The organism is Ligilactobacillus salivarius DSM 20555 = ATCC 11741 (assembly GCF_001435955.1).
GTDB lineage: Bacteria > Bacillota > Bacilli > Lactobacillales > Lactobacillaceae > Ligilactobacillus > Ligilactobacillus salivarius.
This window is the reverse complement of sequence record NZ_AYYT01000001.1, coordinates 179846-195162: the sequence shown is the minus strand read 5'-3', so window position 1 is coordinate 195162 and position 15317 is coordinate 179846. Positions and strand designations below refer to the sequence as shown.

The 15317-nt window shown below is 32.7% G+C and carries 12 protein-coding genes and 1 tRNA gene; 9 read left to right on the top strand and 4 right to left on the bottom strand.

Annotation, left to right across the window (positions count from 1 at the left end; all coding sequences use genetic code 11):
* From purL to FC55_RS00925, 7 genes are all read left to right on the top strand, one after another.
* Window positions 1-2226 carry a phosphoribosylformylglycinamidine synthase subunit PurL gene (purL, locus tag FC55_RS00955; protein ID WP_003700040.1) on the top strand — a complete coding sequence of 742 codons (2226 nt, stop codon included), beginning with the start codon at window positions 1-3 and terminating at the stop codon, window positions 2224-2226.
* Complete coding sequence (gene purF, locus FC55_RS00950; RefSeq protein ID WP_003700042.1) at window positions 2202-3653, top strand: amidophosphoribosyltransferase; 1452 nt, start codon at window positions 2202-2204, stop codon at window positions 3651-3653. The genes purL and purF overlap by 25 nt, the downstream gene beginning before the upstream one ends.
* Window positions 3654-4691 (top strand): phosphoribosylformylglycinamidine cyclo-ligase, encoded by a 1038-nt coding sequence (gene purM / locus FC55_RS00945; protein ID WP_003700044.1) that lies wholly within the window; start codon window positions 3654-3656, stop codon window positions 4689-4691.
* Between the two features lie 12 nt (window positions 4692-4703).
* Window positions 4704-5291: a phosphoribosylglycinamide formyltransferase gene (gene purN / locus FC55_RS00940; protein ID WP_003700046.1), complete on the top strand. Its 588-nt coding sequence runs from the start codon at window positions 4704-4706 to the stop codon at window positions 5289-5291.
* Between the two features lie 11 nt (window positions 5292-5302).
* Window positions 5303-6841, top strand: a complete 1539-nt coding sequence (gene purH, locus FC55_RS00935) for a bifunctional phosphoribosylaminoimidazolecarboxamide formyltransferase/IMP cyclohydrolase (RefSeq protein WP_003700048.1) — start codon at window positions 5303-5305, stop codon at window positions 6839-6841.
* A gap of 16 nt (window positions 6842-6857) precedes the next feature.
* Complete coding sequence (gene purD, locus FC55_RS00930) at window positions 6858-8114, top strand: phosphoribosylamine--glycine ligase (RefSeq protein ID WP_003700050.1); 1257 nt, start codon at window positions 6858-6860, stop codon at window positions 8112-8114.
* 173 nt (window positions 8115-8287) lie between these two features.
* Entirely contained in the window at window positions 8288-9361 is a 1074-nt protein-coding gene (locus FC55_RS00925) for an acyltransferase family protein (RefSeq protein ID WP_035149721.1), read from the top strand.
* A gap of 66 nt (window positions 9362-9427) precedes the next feature.
* Here FC55_RS00925 and cls read toward each other — a convergent pair whose 3' ends face one another.
* A complete protein-coding gene (cls, locus tag FC55_RS00920) occupies window positions 9428-10921 on the bottom strand; it encodes a cardiolipin synthase (protein WP_003700053.1) in 1494 nt (497 codons plus the stop codon).
* Window positions 10922-11033: 112 nt separating this feature from the next.
* On the opposite strand from cls, the gene FC55_RS00915 reads away from it, so the two are divergent.
* Complete coding sequence (locus FC55_RS00915) at window positions 11034-11921, top strand: LysR family transcriptional regulator (RefSeq protein WP_003700054.1); 888 nt, start codon at window positions 11034-11036, stop codon at window positions 11919-11921.
* Window positions 11922-12055: 134 nt separating this feature from the next.
* Here FC55_RS00915 and FC55_RS00910 read toward each other — a convergent pair.
* The 3 genes from FC55_RS00910 to FC55_RS00900 all read right to left on the bottom strand — a co-directional run bounded on the left by FC55_RS00910 (window position 12056) and on the right by FC55_RS00900 (window position 13140).
* Window positions 12056-12126 (bottom strand) — tRNA-Gly (locus tag FC55_RS00910).
* A 47-nt stretch (window positions 12127-12173) separates the two neighbouring features.
* A complete protein-coding gene (locus FC55_RS00905; protein ID WP_003700056.1) occupies window positions 12174-12383 on the bottom strand; it encodes a hypothetical protein in 210 nt (69 codons plus the stop codon).
* A gap of 67 nt (window positions 12384-12450) precedes the next feature.
* Entirely contained in the window at window positions 12451-13140 is a 690-nt protein-coding gene (locus FC55_RS00900; RefSeq protein WP_003700058.1) for a YjjG family noncanonical pyrimidine nucleotidase, read from the bottom strand.
* Between the two features lie 388 nt (window positions 13141-13528).
* On the opposite strand from FC55_RS00900, the gene argS reads away from it, so the two are divergent.
* Entirely contained in the window at window positions 13529-15220 is a 1692-nt protein-coding gene (gene argS / locus FC55_RS00895) for an arginine--tRNA ligase (protein WP_035149723.1), read from the top strand.
* Window positions 15221-15317 lie beyond the last annotated feature (97 nt).

Sequence of the window (15317 nt, the reverse complement as noted above, 5' to 3'; positions counted from 1 at the left end):
ATGAATAAGGAATTAACACCTGAACAAATAAAAGAACAAAAGGTTTATCTAGAATGGGGCTTAACACAAAAAGAATACGAATATATTTGTGATAAATTATTAGGTCGCTTACCTAATTATACAGAAACTGGTCTTTTCTCTGTAATGTGGTCAGAACATTGCTCATATAAGAAATCTAAACCAGTGCTCAAACTATTTCCAAATAAAAATGAACGTGTTTTGCAAGGCCCTGGTGAAGGTGCTGGTATCGTAGATATTGGCGATAATCAAGCGGTAGTTTTCAAAGCTGAAAGTCATAATCATCCCTCAGTTGTAGAACCTTATGAAGGTGCAGCAACAGGTGTTGGGGGAATTTTACGTGATATTTTCAGTATGGGAGCTAGACCAATAGCATCCTTAGATTCATTACACTTTGGCGAAATTGATAATGCTAGAACTAAGTATCTTATCAATGAAGTTGTAGCTGGAATCGGTGGTTATGGTAACTGTATGGGTATTCCAACTGTTGCTGGAGAAATAACTTTTGATGATTGCTATGCTGGAAATCCTTTAGTAAATGCAATGAGTGTTGGTATTTTAGATCAAAGTCATATTCAAAAAGGACAAGCTAAAGGTATTGGTAATGCAGTTATGTATGTGGGGGCTAAAACTGGTCGTGATGGTATTCATGGTGCAACATTTGCCTCTGCAGATTTTGCTGATGATAAGGAAACTCAACGTTCAGCTGTTCAGGTAGGTGATCCATTTATGGAAAAACTACTTATGGAAGCATGTATTGAATTAACAAATAATCACCAAGACTGGTTAGTTGGTATTCAAGATATGGGAGCTGCAGGTATTGTTTCATCTAGTTGTGAAATGTCTTCAAAAGCTAACAGTGGTATGGAATTAAACTTAGATATGGTTCCACAACGTGAAGAAGGAATGTCTGCTTATGAAATCATGTTGAGTGAGTCCCAGGAAAGAATGTTATTATGTGTCAAAAAAGGTCATGAAAATGATGTTAAAAAGTTATTTGAAGACTACAATTTAGAAGCTGTAGTTATAGGTAGAGTAACAGAAGGACATGATTACATATTACATCATAAAGGTGAAGTAGTTACAAATATACCAGTATCTACTCTAACGGATGATGTTTTAGAAGAACCTAGTGAAGAAAGAGTTCCTCAACGTATTTTAGATAATAAAAATAAAGATACTTGGGTACCACAATTATCTAGTGCAAAAGAGACATTAGAAGCTTTATTGCAACAACCAACAATTGCTTCAAAGAAGATGTTTACAGAAACTTATGATTCACAAGTACGAACAAGTACAGTTGTAGGACCAGGAAGCGATGCTGGTGTAATTCGTATTCGTGGAACTAAAAAAGCTTTAGCAATGACAACTGATGGAAATGGTCGCTTCATTTATTTAAATCCAGAAGTTGGTGGAAAAATAGCTGTTTTAGAAGCTGCAACAAATATTATTTCAAGTGGTGCTTTGCCATTAGCTATAACTGACTGTTTGAATTATGGTGATCCTAATGATCCTGAAATCTACTGGGAACTACATCAATCTATTAATGGGATGGCTGAAGCTTGCAGAACTTTAGATACACCAGTTATTTCCGGTAACGTTTCTTTGTATAACGAAAATAACGGAGAAGCCATTTATCCTACTGCTATGATTGGTATGGTTGGATTAATTAAAGATGTTTATCGCACAGTACCATCTTTTGTTCAAAATACAGGTGACAAACTTTACTTGGTAGGTAAAACAGGTAATGATTTTAATGGTTCTGAATTGCAAAAATTATTAAATAATAAGATCTCTGGAGATCTAAATGATTTTGATTTAGAAAAAGTTAACTCATATTTGAAGAATCTTTTAGTAACTATGGAACAAGGTTTAGTTTCATCTTCTCATGACTTGAGTGAAGGTGGCTTGGGTGTTAGCTTAGCTGAAATGGTTTTTGGAACTGATAAGGGGATCAAAGTTAGTTTAGATATGAAAAAAGAACTATTATTCAGTGAAACTCCTGGACGATTAGTTGTTAGTGTTTCAAAAGATAATGTAGCAGCCTTTGAAGAAATTATGGGTGAAGATATTACGGAAATTGGTGAAGTTCAAGTTGATCATCAATTAGATATAACTTTAACAGATGACAACTTTGTTGCAGAGGTATCAGAATTAGAAAAACTATGGGAGGAGGCAATCCCATGTCTTATGAAATCAAAGGATTAAACGAAGAGTGTGGAGTCTTTGGAGTTTTTGGAGCTGAAAATGCAAGTCAATTGACTTATTTTGGTCTACATAGTTTACAACATCGAGAACAAGAAGGAGCAGGAATTGTTTCAAGTGATGGCGATAGACTACATCAACATCGCGATAGGGGATTATTAGCAAAAGTATTTGCTGACGAAAAAGACTTACTAAGGTTAACTGGAGATAGTGCTATTGGCCATGTTCGTTATGGAACAAGTGGCAATAATTCTATCAATAACATTCAACCATTTTTATTCAGATTTCATGATGGTGATGTTGCTTTAGCTCATAATGGTAATTTGACTAACGCTGTAACTTTAAAGCGAGATCTTGAAGATAGAGGAGCAGTTTTTCAGTCAAATTCAGATACTGAAATTCTAATTCATTTGATTCGTCAAAAACAAAATTGCACTTTTATTGAAGCACTTAAGCAAAGTTTAAACGAAGTAAAAGGTGGATTTGCTTTCCTACTATTACGTAAGGATAGCTTAATTGCAGCACTGGATCCGAATGGTTTTCGTCCTTTATCAATAGGACAATTAGATAACGGTGCATATGTAGTAGCAAGCGAAACTTGTGCGTTGGATACAGTAGGAGCAAAATTTGTTAGAGATGTGCAGCCAGGTGAATTAATTGTAATCAACAAAAATGGTATGAAGATAGATAGATATACTGATAAAACACAACTATCAATTTGTTCAATGGAGTATATATATTTTGCCAGACCTGATTCAATTATTCATGGTGTAACTGTGCATAATGCGCGAAAGAGAATGGGAAAACTTTTAGCCAAGGAACAACCAGCAGATGCTGATATGGTTATTGGTGTTCCTAACTCCTCATTATCGGCTGCTTCTGGATATGCAGAGGAATTGGGACTACCTTATGAAATGGGATTAATAAAGAATCAGTATATTGCTCGTACATTTATTCAACCGACACAAGAATTACGTGAACGTGGAGTAAAGATGAAGTTGTCAGCTGTTAGAGGGGTAGTTGAAGGCAAGCGAGTTGTTGTTGTAGATGATTCAATTGTTAGAGGAACAACTTCAAAGCAATTAGTAAAATTATTGCGAGAAGCTGGAGCTAAAGAGGTTCATATGCGAATTTCATCTCCACCATTTAAGTTTCCTTGTTTCTATGGAATTGATATTTCAACTCGTTCAGAGTTAATGGCTGCAAATCATACTGTAGAAGAAATGTCAGATTTAATAGGTGCAGATAGTCTAGGTTTTTTGAGCATACCATCCTTAATTAAGGCTATTTCGGTTAAAGGCGGTGCTGATTATCCTAATGGTGGATTAACGGTTGCTTATTTTGATGGTAAGTATCCAACTCCTTTATATGATTATGAAGAAGCTTACTTAACTTCTTTGAAATCACAACAAGAAAGAGAGGAAAAGTAAATGAGTCGCTATCAAGAGGCTGGAGTAGATATTCATGCGGGTTATGAACTAGTTAATAAAATAAAAAAAGATGTTAAGTCTACTCGAAGAGTGGGAACAACAGGAAATATTGGTAGCTTTGGTGGAACTTTTGACTTAAGTGTACTAAATATTAAAGAACCTGTATTAGTTTCTGGTACTGACGGAGTAGGAACTAAGTTATTGATTGCACAAAAGATGGACAAGCATGACACTATAGGGATTGATTGTGTTGCTATGTGTGTAAATGATATTTTGGCTCAAGGAGCAGAACCTCTATATTTTCTAGACTATATTGCTACTGGAAAAAATGATCCAGATAAGATTGCGCAGATTGTTGCTGGAGTTGCTGAAGGTTGTAGACAAGCGGGTACTGCCTTAATTGGGGGAGAAACTGCTGAAATGCCAGATATGTATGCGAAAGATGAATATGATTTAGCAGGATTTTCCTCTGGTGTTGTAGAAAAAAGTAAGCTGTTAACGGATGCTAATCCTCAAGAAAATGATATTTTGATAGGCTTAGCTTCTAGTGGAATACATTCAAATGGTTTTTCCTTAGTTCGTCAAATTCTATTTAAAGATAATAAAATTGATTTATCTGAAAAAAGGGAAGAATTTGGTGGAAAAACAATCGGAGAAGTAATTTTAGAACCAACAAGAATTTATATAGATAGTGTTTTACCACTTGTAAAAGAAAATTTAGTAAATGGAATAGCTCACATTACAGGTGGGGGACTGATTGAAAATTTACCAAGAATGTTTGCTGATGATCTAACTGCTGAAATTGATGCAAGCTCTTGGAAAGTTTTACCAATTTTTGAATATCTCAAAAAATTAGGTAATTTATCACAAGATGATTGTTACGAAACTTTCAATATGGGTATTGGTATGGTTTTAGCAGTATCTGAAGATAAGTTAGAGTCAGTAAAGAAATTATTAAGTGATAAAGACGAAGATTTCTATATTATTGGAAACTTGAGGAAAAGAAAAGGCAATGAAGAAAAAATCATTGTACATTAAGGAGCATAGGTAATGAGAGTAGCAATTTTTGCTTCAGGAAATGGAACTAATTTTGAGGTATTAGCAGATAAATTTGCTAAAAAAGAAATTACTGGAAATTTAGTATTGCTTTTTTGTGATCATCCTAATGCTCCAGTTATTAAAAGAGCTGAAAAATTTAACATTCCCTATGAAACATTTACAGTTAAAGAATGCGGCAATAAATTAGATTATGAAAAACGAATTGTTGAAGTGTTAAAAGCTCATCAAATAGATTTTATCGCTTTAGCAGGATACATGAGAATTATTGGTAAACCAATACTAGATGAGTATGAAGGATCCATTATAAATCTTCATCCTGCATATTTACCTGAATATCAAGGTTTACATGCTATTGAAAGAGCATTTGCTGACCATAAAGAGCATAATAAGAATCAAACAGGAGTAACATTGCACTATATTGATTCTGGTTTAGATTCGGGACCAGTTATATATCAAGAACATGTACCCATTTATCAAGATGATACTTGTGAAACCTTAGAAGAAAGAATTCATGAGTGTGAACATCGTATATATCCTAAAGTTTTAAACGAAGTTTTGTTAAGTAAGTCAAACAATTAAGGAGAATAAAAATGAAACGAGCATTAGTTAGTGTATCTGATAAAAATAATTTAGTACCATTTGTAAAGAAATTAGTAGAACATGATTTTGAAATTGTTTCAACTGGTGGAACTAAGAAATACTTAGATGAAGCAGGTATTAAGACTATTTCTGTTGAAGAAGTTACTCATTTTCCAGAAATTTTAGATGGACGAGTTAAGACTTTGAACCCTTATATTCATGGTGGTTTACTTGCAAGACGTGAGTTACCAGAGCATATGGAAACTCTAAAAGAACAAAATATTACACCAATTGATCTAGTATGTGTAAACTTATACCCATTTAAGCAAACTATCGAAAATCCTGAAGTAACCTTAGAAAATGCTATTGAAAATATTGATATTGGTGGACCAAGTATGCTACGCTCAGCAGCTAAGAATTATCGCGATGTAGTAGTTGTTGTAGATGCAGATGATTATGAAGGATTAGAGAAAGAATTAGATGAAAATGGAGAAATTTCATTAGAAACAAGATTTAAATTATCTGCTAAAACATTTAGACATACAGCAGCATATGATGCTTTAATTGCAGATTACTTGAGTAAGCAAGCTGGTGAAGATAACCCAGAAAAATTAACACTAACATATGATTTGATTTCTTCAATGAGATATGGAGAAAATAGTCATCAAAAAGCATGGTTCTATGAAGATGCTATGCCTAAAGCATACTCTATTACACAAGCTAAGCAATTAAACGGTAAAAAGCTTTCATTTAATAACATACGTGATGCTGATGCTGCAATTAGAGCGGTCAGAGAATTTGATGGACCAACAGTTGTAGCTTTGAAACATATGAACCCTTGTGGAATAGGTCAAGCTGATAATATTGAATTAGCATGGGATCGAGCATATGAAGCAGATTCAATTTCAATTTTTGGTGGTGTAATTGCTTTAAATAGAAAAGTAGATTTGGCAACAGCAGAAAAAATGCATAAACTATTTTTAGAAATTATAATTGCTCCTGAATTCGATGCTGACGCTTTAGAAGTATTATCCAAGAAGAAAAATCTACGTTTATTACAACTTGATTTTACTAAGAAAGACGAAGATGTTCGTGATGAAACAGTTTCAATTATGGGTGGTTTGCTTCGTCAAGAACAAGACGTTATAGATGAAAATCCTAAGAATTGGGAAGTAGTAACAGAAAATGCCCCTAGTGATAGTCAATTAGAAACATTATTATTTGCTTGGAAAGCAGTTAAACATACTAAGTCTAATGCAATTGTTGTAGCAAACGATGAAAGAACATTAGGTATAGGAGCTGGACAACCTAACCGTATTGATTCTACAAAGATAGCAATTAAGCATGCTGGCGATTCACTAAATGATAAAGCTGTGTTAGCAAGTGATGCATTCTTCCCAATGGACGACTGTGTTCAATATGCTGCTGAACATGGGATTAAAGCAATAGTTCAACCTGGTGGATCAATTAGAGATAAGGATTCTATCGCTATGGCTAATAAGTATGGGGTAGCAATGGTATTCACAGGCGTAAGACATTTTAGACACTAATTAATGGAGTTATAAGATGAAAGAAAACGTAAATTTATTAGTTGTAGGTTCTGGTGGACGCGAGCATGCAATTTGTAAAGCTTTATTGAAAAGCGATAAAGTTGCTAAAGTTTACTGTGCACCAGGTAATCCAGGAATGACTTTTGATGGTATTGAAGTTGTAGCGATAGATGAGTTGAACTTTGATGCGTTAAAGGGTTTTGTTTACGATAATGATATAGAATGGACTTTTGTAGGTCCTGAAGATGCTTTAGTTGCAGGAATTGTTGATTCCTTTAGAGAAGATAATCTAAAGATTTTCGGTCCAGACAAACGTGCAGCACAACTAGAAGGATCAAAAAATTATGCGATGGAATTTATGGATAAGTATCATATTCCAACTGCTAAATTCAAAACCTATACTACCTCAGATGAAGCAATCGCAGGGTTGAAAGAATTTGATGAACCTGTAGTTATTAAAGAAGACGGATTAGCAGCAGGTAAAGGTGTTGTAATAGCCCAATCCTATCAAGAAGCTGAAGATGAAATTCGATTGATGTTTAGAAAAGGTCAGAAAAAAGTAGTACTTGAAGAATTCTTGGTTGGAAATGAATATTCTATGTTCTTGGTATTAAGTGATAAGGGCTATCGAATTTTACCAATGGCTCAAGATCATAAAAGAGCATACGATAATGATGAAGGTCTAAATACAGGTGGTATGGGTGCATATAGTCCTTTACCACAATTATTTGATGCAGAATACCAAGCAATGATTACAGATATTGTAGAACCAACAGTGAAAGGACTAGAAGCTGGGGATTATCATTATCATGGAATTTTGTACATAGGTATGATAATGACAAAAGAAGGTCCTAAAGTTATTGAATATAATGTTCGTTTAGGAGATCCAGAAACTCAAGTAGTCTTACCCCGTGTAGAAAGTGATTTTGCTGAGTTGATAGATGCAGCTATTAATGATAAACAATTGCCAGAATTGAAGATTTCAGACAAAGCATACTTAAATGTAGTAGTTGCAGGAGCAGGCTATCCTAAGCAAGCAGTGAAAGGGCAGGCTTTACCTAAGTTGGAAAGTCAAAAAGACATATACACCATTTATGCAAATGTTAAGATTGAAGATGAGGTTGTATATGGTAATGGTGGTAGAATTTTATCAATCGTAGGTGAGGCATCTACAATTGAAGAAGCACATAAATTAGTCTACAAGTATTTGGAAAACTACAAGTGGAATGACTGTTTCTATCGTCATGATATAGGTGTAAAAGCTTTTAAATAATTATAATATAGCAAAAGTTGTACAATTATGTTTGTACAGCTTTTTTAATTTTATTGATAGTTAGAATTGATTAAGAGATACTTATTAGGATTATATCTCAACTGATATTGACCTTTCTAACTTAACAACTTAAACTTGTAAATGAACATTTTTTAATTAAGGAGTTTATACTTGTGAAACGTAGAAATTATGGGATTGATTTATTACGAATAGTAGCGATGTATATGATTGTATTGTATCATTGCTTACTACTAGGTGGAGTCATTACTAAAGCAACACAAATTGGTATAGGAAGTATAAATTATGATATAAGCTGGCTATTAGATACATTATGCTATTGTGCAGTTAATTGCTATGCGCTAATATCTGGTTATGTAGGGGTAAAAAGTAAATTTAAATTACAAAATATAATAAAACTTTGGTTTCAGGTATTATTCTATTCTGTAGTATTAAATATAATAATATGGGTAACAATACCAAATGTGCCTATTAATAAAGGGTTATTAATACAAATGTTAATGCCGATTTCTTTTGAAAGATACTGGTACTTTTCAGCATATTTTATTCTCTTTGCATTTATGCCTTTCTTGAATCTATTACTGAATAAGCTGGATAAATCAATGGCGACTAAGTTATTAATAACATTAATATTAGTATGTTCTTTTGGGGAAACTTTCATTTTTAGGGCTAAAACCTTCCTAAGCCTCCAGAGTGGATATAGTGCACCATGGTTAATAATTCTATATTTAATTGGTGGATATATTAAATTGTATGGTTGGAAGTTTTGGAAACACGATAAAACAGTGTATTTTTCAATGGCAATCCTTTCTTTTGCAGTTTTCTTATTGTTAGGTGGAGAACAATCGCATGGACGTGTTCTAATAAATTATCCTGCACCAACAATGTTATTTATGGGAATAGCATTGTTAAATATTTTTAGTAAGTTATCACTGAACTCTAGAATTATACAAGGAGTAAAATTATTTGCCCCATTGACGTTTGGAGTATATTTGATACATATTCATCCCTTTGTAGCGGAGTATTTATTTAAAGATAGATTTGCTGATATAGCTCTGAATTCGCCTGTCATGTTTATTGGGAAAATTATAATTTTTAGTTTATGTATTAACCTGGTTTGTTCAATTATTGAGTTAGTACGTGCAAAACTATTTAAATTGTTGAAATTGAACGTATTGGCAGATGCAATAGCGGCTTATATACAAAGATATTTTGAAAAGTTAATTTAATGTATAAAAATACCCTCTAAGTATGCCAACATACAGCATATTTAGAGGGTATTTAATTGCAGATAATTATAGAGTTGGAGAAAGCAATCTTGAGAAATATTGCTTGAATTTTAACCAACTAGATTGATTATCAAAGAATTCAGTAGTTAACTCTGTACAATTATCCAAATCCTTTAAAAAGATAGCCTTTAAATCTTTTGATAACTTATCATCATAACAAAAAGCATTACCTTCAAAATTAAGTTTAAAACTACGAAAGTCCATGTTGGCAGAACCAACAGAGGAGATGTGGTCATCAGAAACAACGGTTTTAGCATGTAAGAAACCATTATCATATTGATAGACTTTAACCCCATTTTCAACTAAATACTTAGCATAGAATTGAGTGGCTCTATAAACAAAAATATGATCAGGCATGCATGGAATCATAATTCGGACATCAGTACCAGCTTTGGCAGAAATGATGAGTGCTTCTAAAACCGAGTCATCTGGAATTAAGTAAGGAGTTTGTATATAAACATAATCCTTGGCATTTGCAATGATGTATTGATATCCACGTTTGATTGATTGACGTTCACTATCAGGACCAGAAGAAACGATTTGTATTCTGGTAGAACCATGAGCTTGTTCGTTAGAAGCTATTGGCATATATTCTTTAGTTGAAATATCTAAGCGAGGTTTTTTAGTTTTACGACAAGTTGTATTCCAATCCATTGAAAAACGTGCTTGCATTTCAAAAAGAGCAAACCCTTTGATGCGAAGATGGGTATCACGCCAATAACCAAATTTTTTTGATTTTCCTAAATATTGATCTCCAATATTAAAGCCGCCAATATAGCCAATGTTACCGTCTATAATAACGAGTTTTCGGTGATCATGGTAGTTTAGTCTAGGAGTCGAAATTAACGCCTTAGATGCTGAAATAAAGGCTTGAGCATACCCGCCAAGTTCTTCTAAATGTTTAAAGAATTTATAGGTAGTTCCGTGTGAACCGAATAAATCGTATAAAACTCTAACTTCTACTCCCCGAGCAGCAGCTTCTTCTAGAGCTTTTAATATTTTATTACCAATATCATCAGCAATAAAAGAATAGTATTCTATGTGAATATGATGTTTAGCATTCTTTATATCACGAAGAAGAGATTCAAATTTTTCTTTTCCATCAGTAAAAATTTCTACCTGATTATCTTGAGTTATAAAGGCATCTTCTGATTCAAGGAAAAAATGAATTAGTGCACGACCAGTATCAGTAGTTTTTTCGGATGGAATTAGAGAATGCTTATTCCAGAGGCTTTTTTGTTCATTAGCTAACTTGGTAATTTGTTCCTGTTGTTCCTTCTTCATACTGAAAATTTGTTCATTAGAAATCTTTCTACCAGCAAAAAGATACAAAGTGAAGCCGATTATAGGTAGTAATGTTAAAACTAATAACCAAGCCCATGTGGTTGCAATATCTCGTTTTTCACGAAAAACTGTCCAAATGGCTGCTATCAAGTTAGCAAAGAAAATAATTGCAATAATCCATAATGGATGAGTAATAAAAATAATGATAGCACTCACACCTTTCTAAAGATTTTAAAGTAATTATAACATTATCTTGAGTTTACGTCTTGAATAAGTAAGAAATTAAATGTAACATAAAAGCAAATTTTAGTAATGAGGATTAAATAACATGACAAATTTTAGTTACGAAGTTTTTAGTGAGGTTGCTAGACAAAAAACATTTATTGCTGCTGCTAAACAATTACAAGTTACACCTTCAGCAATTAGTCATTCAATTAATAGTTTAGAGAAAGATTTAGGGTTTTCACTGTTTGTTAGGAGTAGAAGTGGCGTAAGACTCACACCTAATGGTCAAAGGGTATTACCGCTTATTCAAGATATTTTGAATGCTGAGGCTACTTTAAACGAAGAGGCTGCTCTAATTAATGGCTTAAATAAAGGACGTGTAAGAATAGGAGCATTTAGTAGTGTATGCATTAATTGGTTACCAGATATAATAAATAAATTTAAAAATATTTATCCTGATATAGAAGTAACGGTTTGGCAGGGAAATTTTAATGATGTTGTTGAACAAGTTAAATTAGGGATACTTGATATAGGCTTTAGTGCATTGCCAATTGAAGAAAATTTGGAAGTTATCCCATTATATAAAGACCCAATATATTGCATTACGCCACAAGACTTTAAACTTCATAGGGGAAAATCAATTACAAGAGATGATATAAAGAACGAAAAATTTATTTTACAACAAATTGATTATGATAGAGATACCAAAAGAGCTTTGGATACATATAATGTTTCTGTTAATTCATTACAGTACAGTATAGATGATGCTTCGATTATAGCGATGGTAGAAAGTGGTTTGGGACTAGGAATTTTACCAGAGCTTGCTTTGCAAAATTTAAGTGGAAATGTTAACAGATATATTTTTAGTGAACATTTTTATCGAACAATATGTTTAGTAACACATCAGAAGAAACAACAAACTCCATCCGTCAAAGCCTTTGTATCTATAATTAAAAACTATATTAGTGATAGATATGGAGATATTAATTAGAGATAGAATAAAAGCTCATCTATTTCCTAGGTAAAGGATTAGATGAGCTTATTTTCAATCCTCCGGGCCCTTTTTCGGACCTTAATGGATAATGATTATCACTAGTAATGCGTCAAAACCCTGATAAATTAATAAGCGGGTAACGAGAATCGAACTCGCGACACCAGCTTGGGAAGCTGAAGTTTTACCACTAAACTATACCCGCAAGACATTGATAAGTATAACATAAAAATTTATCAATGTCAGTATATATTAAGCTGCTACTTTTTTCATATCAGAAAGGCGAACTACAGCACGATTATGAAAATCAGTTACTACAACAGAGTCTGCTTTATCATGTTCTACAATTGTAACCATTGCAGAATTTTCATAAATTTTTTCAATTGTACCGATAAAATCATGAGTTAAAGAAGCAAATTTCTTACATTTAACGCGATCGCCAATTTCAAACTTAGTTTCCATAAAAATCTCCTTATATTACTAATTATCCTAAGAATATTAGCAAATTTTATTTGAATATGCAAGACAATTAACCAACAATTTGCAAAATATCCTGTAAATTATTTACTTGATAAGTAGGGGTAATTTTCTTATCAATAGGAGATAATTTTGGATTGTACCAAATAGAGTCTATGTTAGCATTGTGCCCACCTTGAATGTCAGATGTAAGTGAGTCACCAACAATAAGCGTATCATCAGGATTGAATTCAGATAGCTCATTAAATACGTTCTTAAAAAATCTAGCATCTGGTTTTTGATAGCCAATTTTTTGAGAAATAAAGATATCATCAAAAAATGAATTGAATCCGGTGTTGCGTAAACGACGTTCTTGAACAAAATCTATACCGTTTGTAACGACGTATAATTTATGCCCAGATTTTTTTAAAGTAGAAAGTAAATCTTTTGCTCCAGGAATAGTATCAGTACCAGTTGATAAGAACTCTAAGTATTCTCTATTCAAACTAAGTCCATCGATATTAAGATCAAATTCCTTTTTAAAGAAAGTAGTAAAACGGTTAGTCATGAGTTCTTGTCTACTAATTTCTCCCAATTCTAATTTTTTCCATAGACTTTGATTAAATTTTACATAATTATCTTTTACAGTATCAGTTAATTCAATACCATGCTTTTCAAAAAGTAATTCTAGAGCTCGATTTTCAGTAGCATGAAAATCCAATAAGGTATCATCAATATCAAATAATAGGGTCGAGTAGCTCATGTGAAACCTCCAAAAATAGAAAATTTTCTTACATATTAAATTAAACTTCAGTAAATTTCAAGAAATAAATAAAAAAATCATAGATAGATTGACCTATAGATTAAGTTTTGTTATCATGTCTTCAGTAGTTTATTATGATTTATAACAGAGAATGAGTTTTCCCTGTGGTTTTGACTATTCTATGATAGAAATTAGTAGTTTATGAAAGTTCTAAGCGAGTCCAAGTTGGTGTGAGTTGGATAATGGAAGTAAATGAATCGCGTTTCTTAGAATAACAATTTAATATTTTTTGAGTGGATTACTAATCAAGTAGAGTGGTACCGCGGGAATTTCTCGTCTCTTGCATATTATTATGCAGGAGTTTTTTATTTTTATATGGGAGGACAACATGGATTATAAAGTTAAAGTTGCTCAAGTTATTGAACAAGCTGTTGATGGAAAATTATCACAAGAAGATATTTTAGCTAAGATAGAAAAACCTAAGACACTTAATTTAGGGGATTATGCATTTCCAGCTTTTGTATTATCAAAAGTATTACGTAAAGCACCACAAATGATAGCTAGTGAATTGGTTGAAAAGATTGACCAAACAGGATTTGAAAAGGTAGAAGCAGTAGGACCATATGTAAATTTCTTTTTAGACAAAAAAGAATTCAGTAAAGATATATTATCTGAAGTTTTATCTGAAGGTTCTGCTTATGGTAACCAAGATTTAGGTCATGGTGGAAATGTTCCTATTGACATGTCTTCACCTAATATTGCTAAGCCAATGTCAATGGGACATCTACGTTCTACAGTTATCGGTAATTCTTTAGCATTATTACTTGAAAAAGTAAATTATAAGCCAATAAAAATAGATCATTTAGGTGACTGGGGAACACAATTTGGTAAATTAATTGTTGCATATAAACTATGGGGAAGTGAAGAAGAAGTTAAAGCTGACCCAATCAATAATTTATTGAAGTATTATGTTCGTTTCCATGAAGAAGATGTTAATAATCCTGAATTGGATGAAGAAGCACGTGAATGGTTTAAAAAGTTAGAAGATGGTGATGAAGAAGCACTTAAACTTTGGAAATGGTTCCGTGAAGAATCTCTAAAGAAATTTACTGAAGTATATGATCGCTTAAATATTACTTTTGATTCATATAATGGTGAAGCATTTTATAATGATAAAATGGATGAAATTACAGACTTGCTTCAAGAAAAGGGATTATTAAAAGAAAGTCAAGGGGCAGAAATTGTAGATTTAGAAAAATACGATTTAAACCCTGCTTTAATTAGAAAAACAGACGGAGCAACACTATATATTACTCGTGATTTAGCTGCTGCATTATATCGTTACCGTACATATGATTTCGTACAATCATTATACGTAGTAGGTCAAGAACAAACTAACCATTTCAAGCAATTGAAAGCTGTTTTAAAAGAAATGGGATACGACTGGTCAGATGATATTCATCATATTCCATTTGGATTGATTACATCCGGTGGTAAGAAGTTATCTACTCGTTCTGGACGTGTAATTTTATTAGAAGAAGTTTTAGATGATGCTGTTAAATTAGCTAATAAGCAAATCGAAGAAAAGAATCCAAACCTTGCTGACAAGGAAGAAGTAGCAGAAGCAGTAGGTGTAGGTGCTGTTGTCTTCCATGATTTGAAGAATGAAAGAATTAACAGTTTCGACTTTAACTTAGATGAAGTTGTCCGTTTTGAAGGAGAAACAGGACCATACGTACAATACTCACATGCACGTGCTATGAGTATATTACGTAAAGCAGGTGATTTAGAATTAGATTCTGATAACTTAGAAATTAGTGATCCAGAAGCATGGCAAACACTACGTTTATTGGCTGCTTTCCCTGAAACAGTAAAGAAAGCTGTTAGTGAATATGAACCTTCTGTTGTTGCAAAATATGCAATTCATTTAGCGAAAGCATTTAATAAATACTATGCACATTCTAGAATTTTGAATGATGATGCTGAAAAGAATGCAAGATTAACATTAGTACAAAGTGTTGCTACTACATTAAAAGAATCTTTACGTTTATTAGGTGTAAAAGCTCCTAATGAAATGTAATTTATATTTTAAACAAGTCTCAATGGAGGCTTGTTTTTTTGTATTTTTTTGAAAAATAATTTTTTTTGCGTATTTATTAATCTTAGAGGGAACTTAA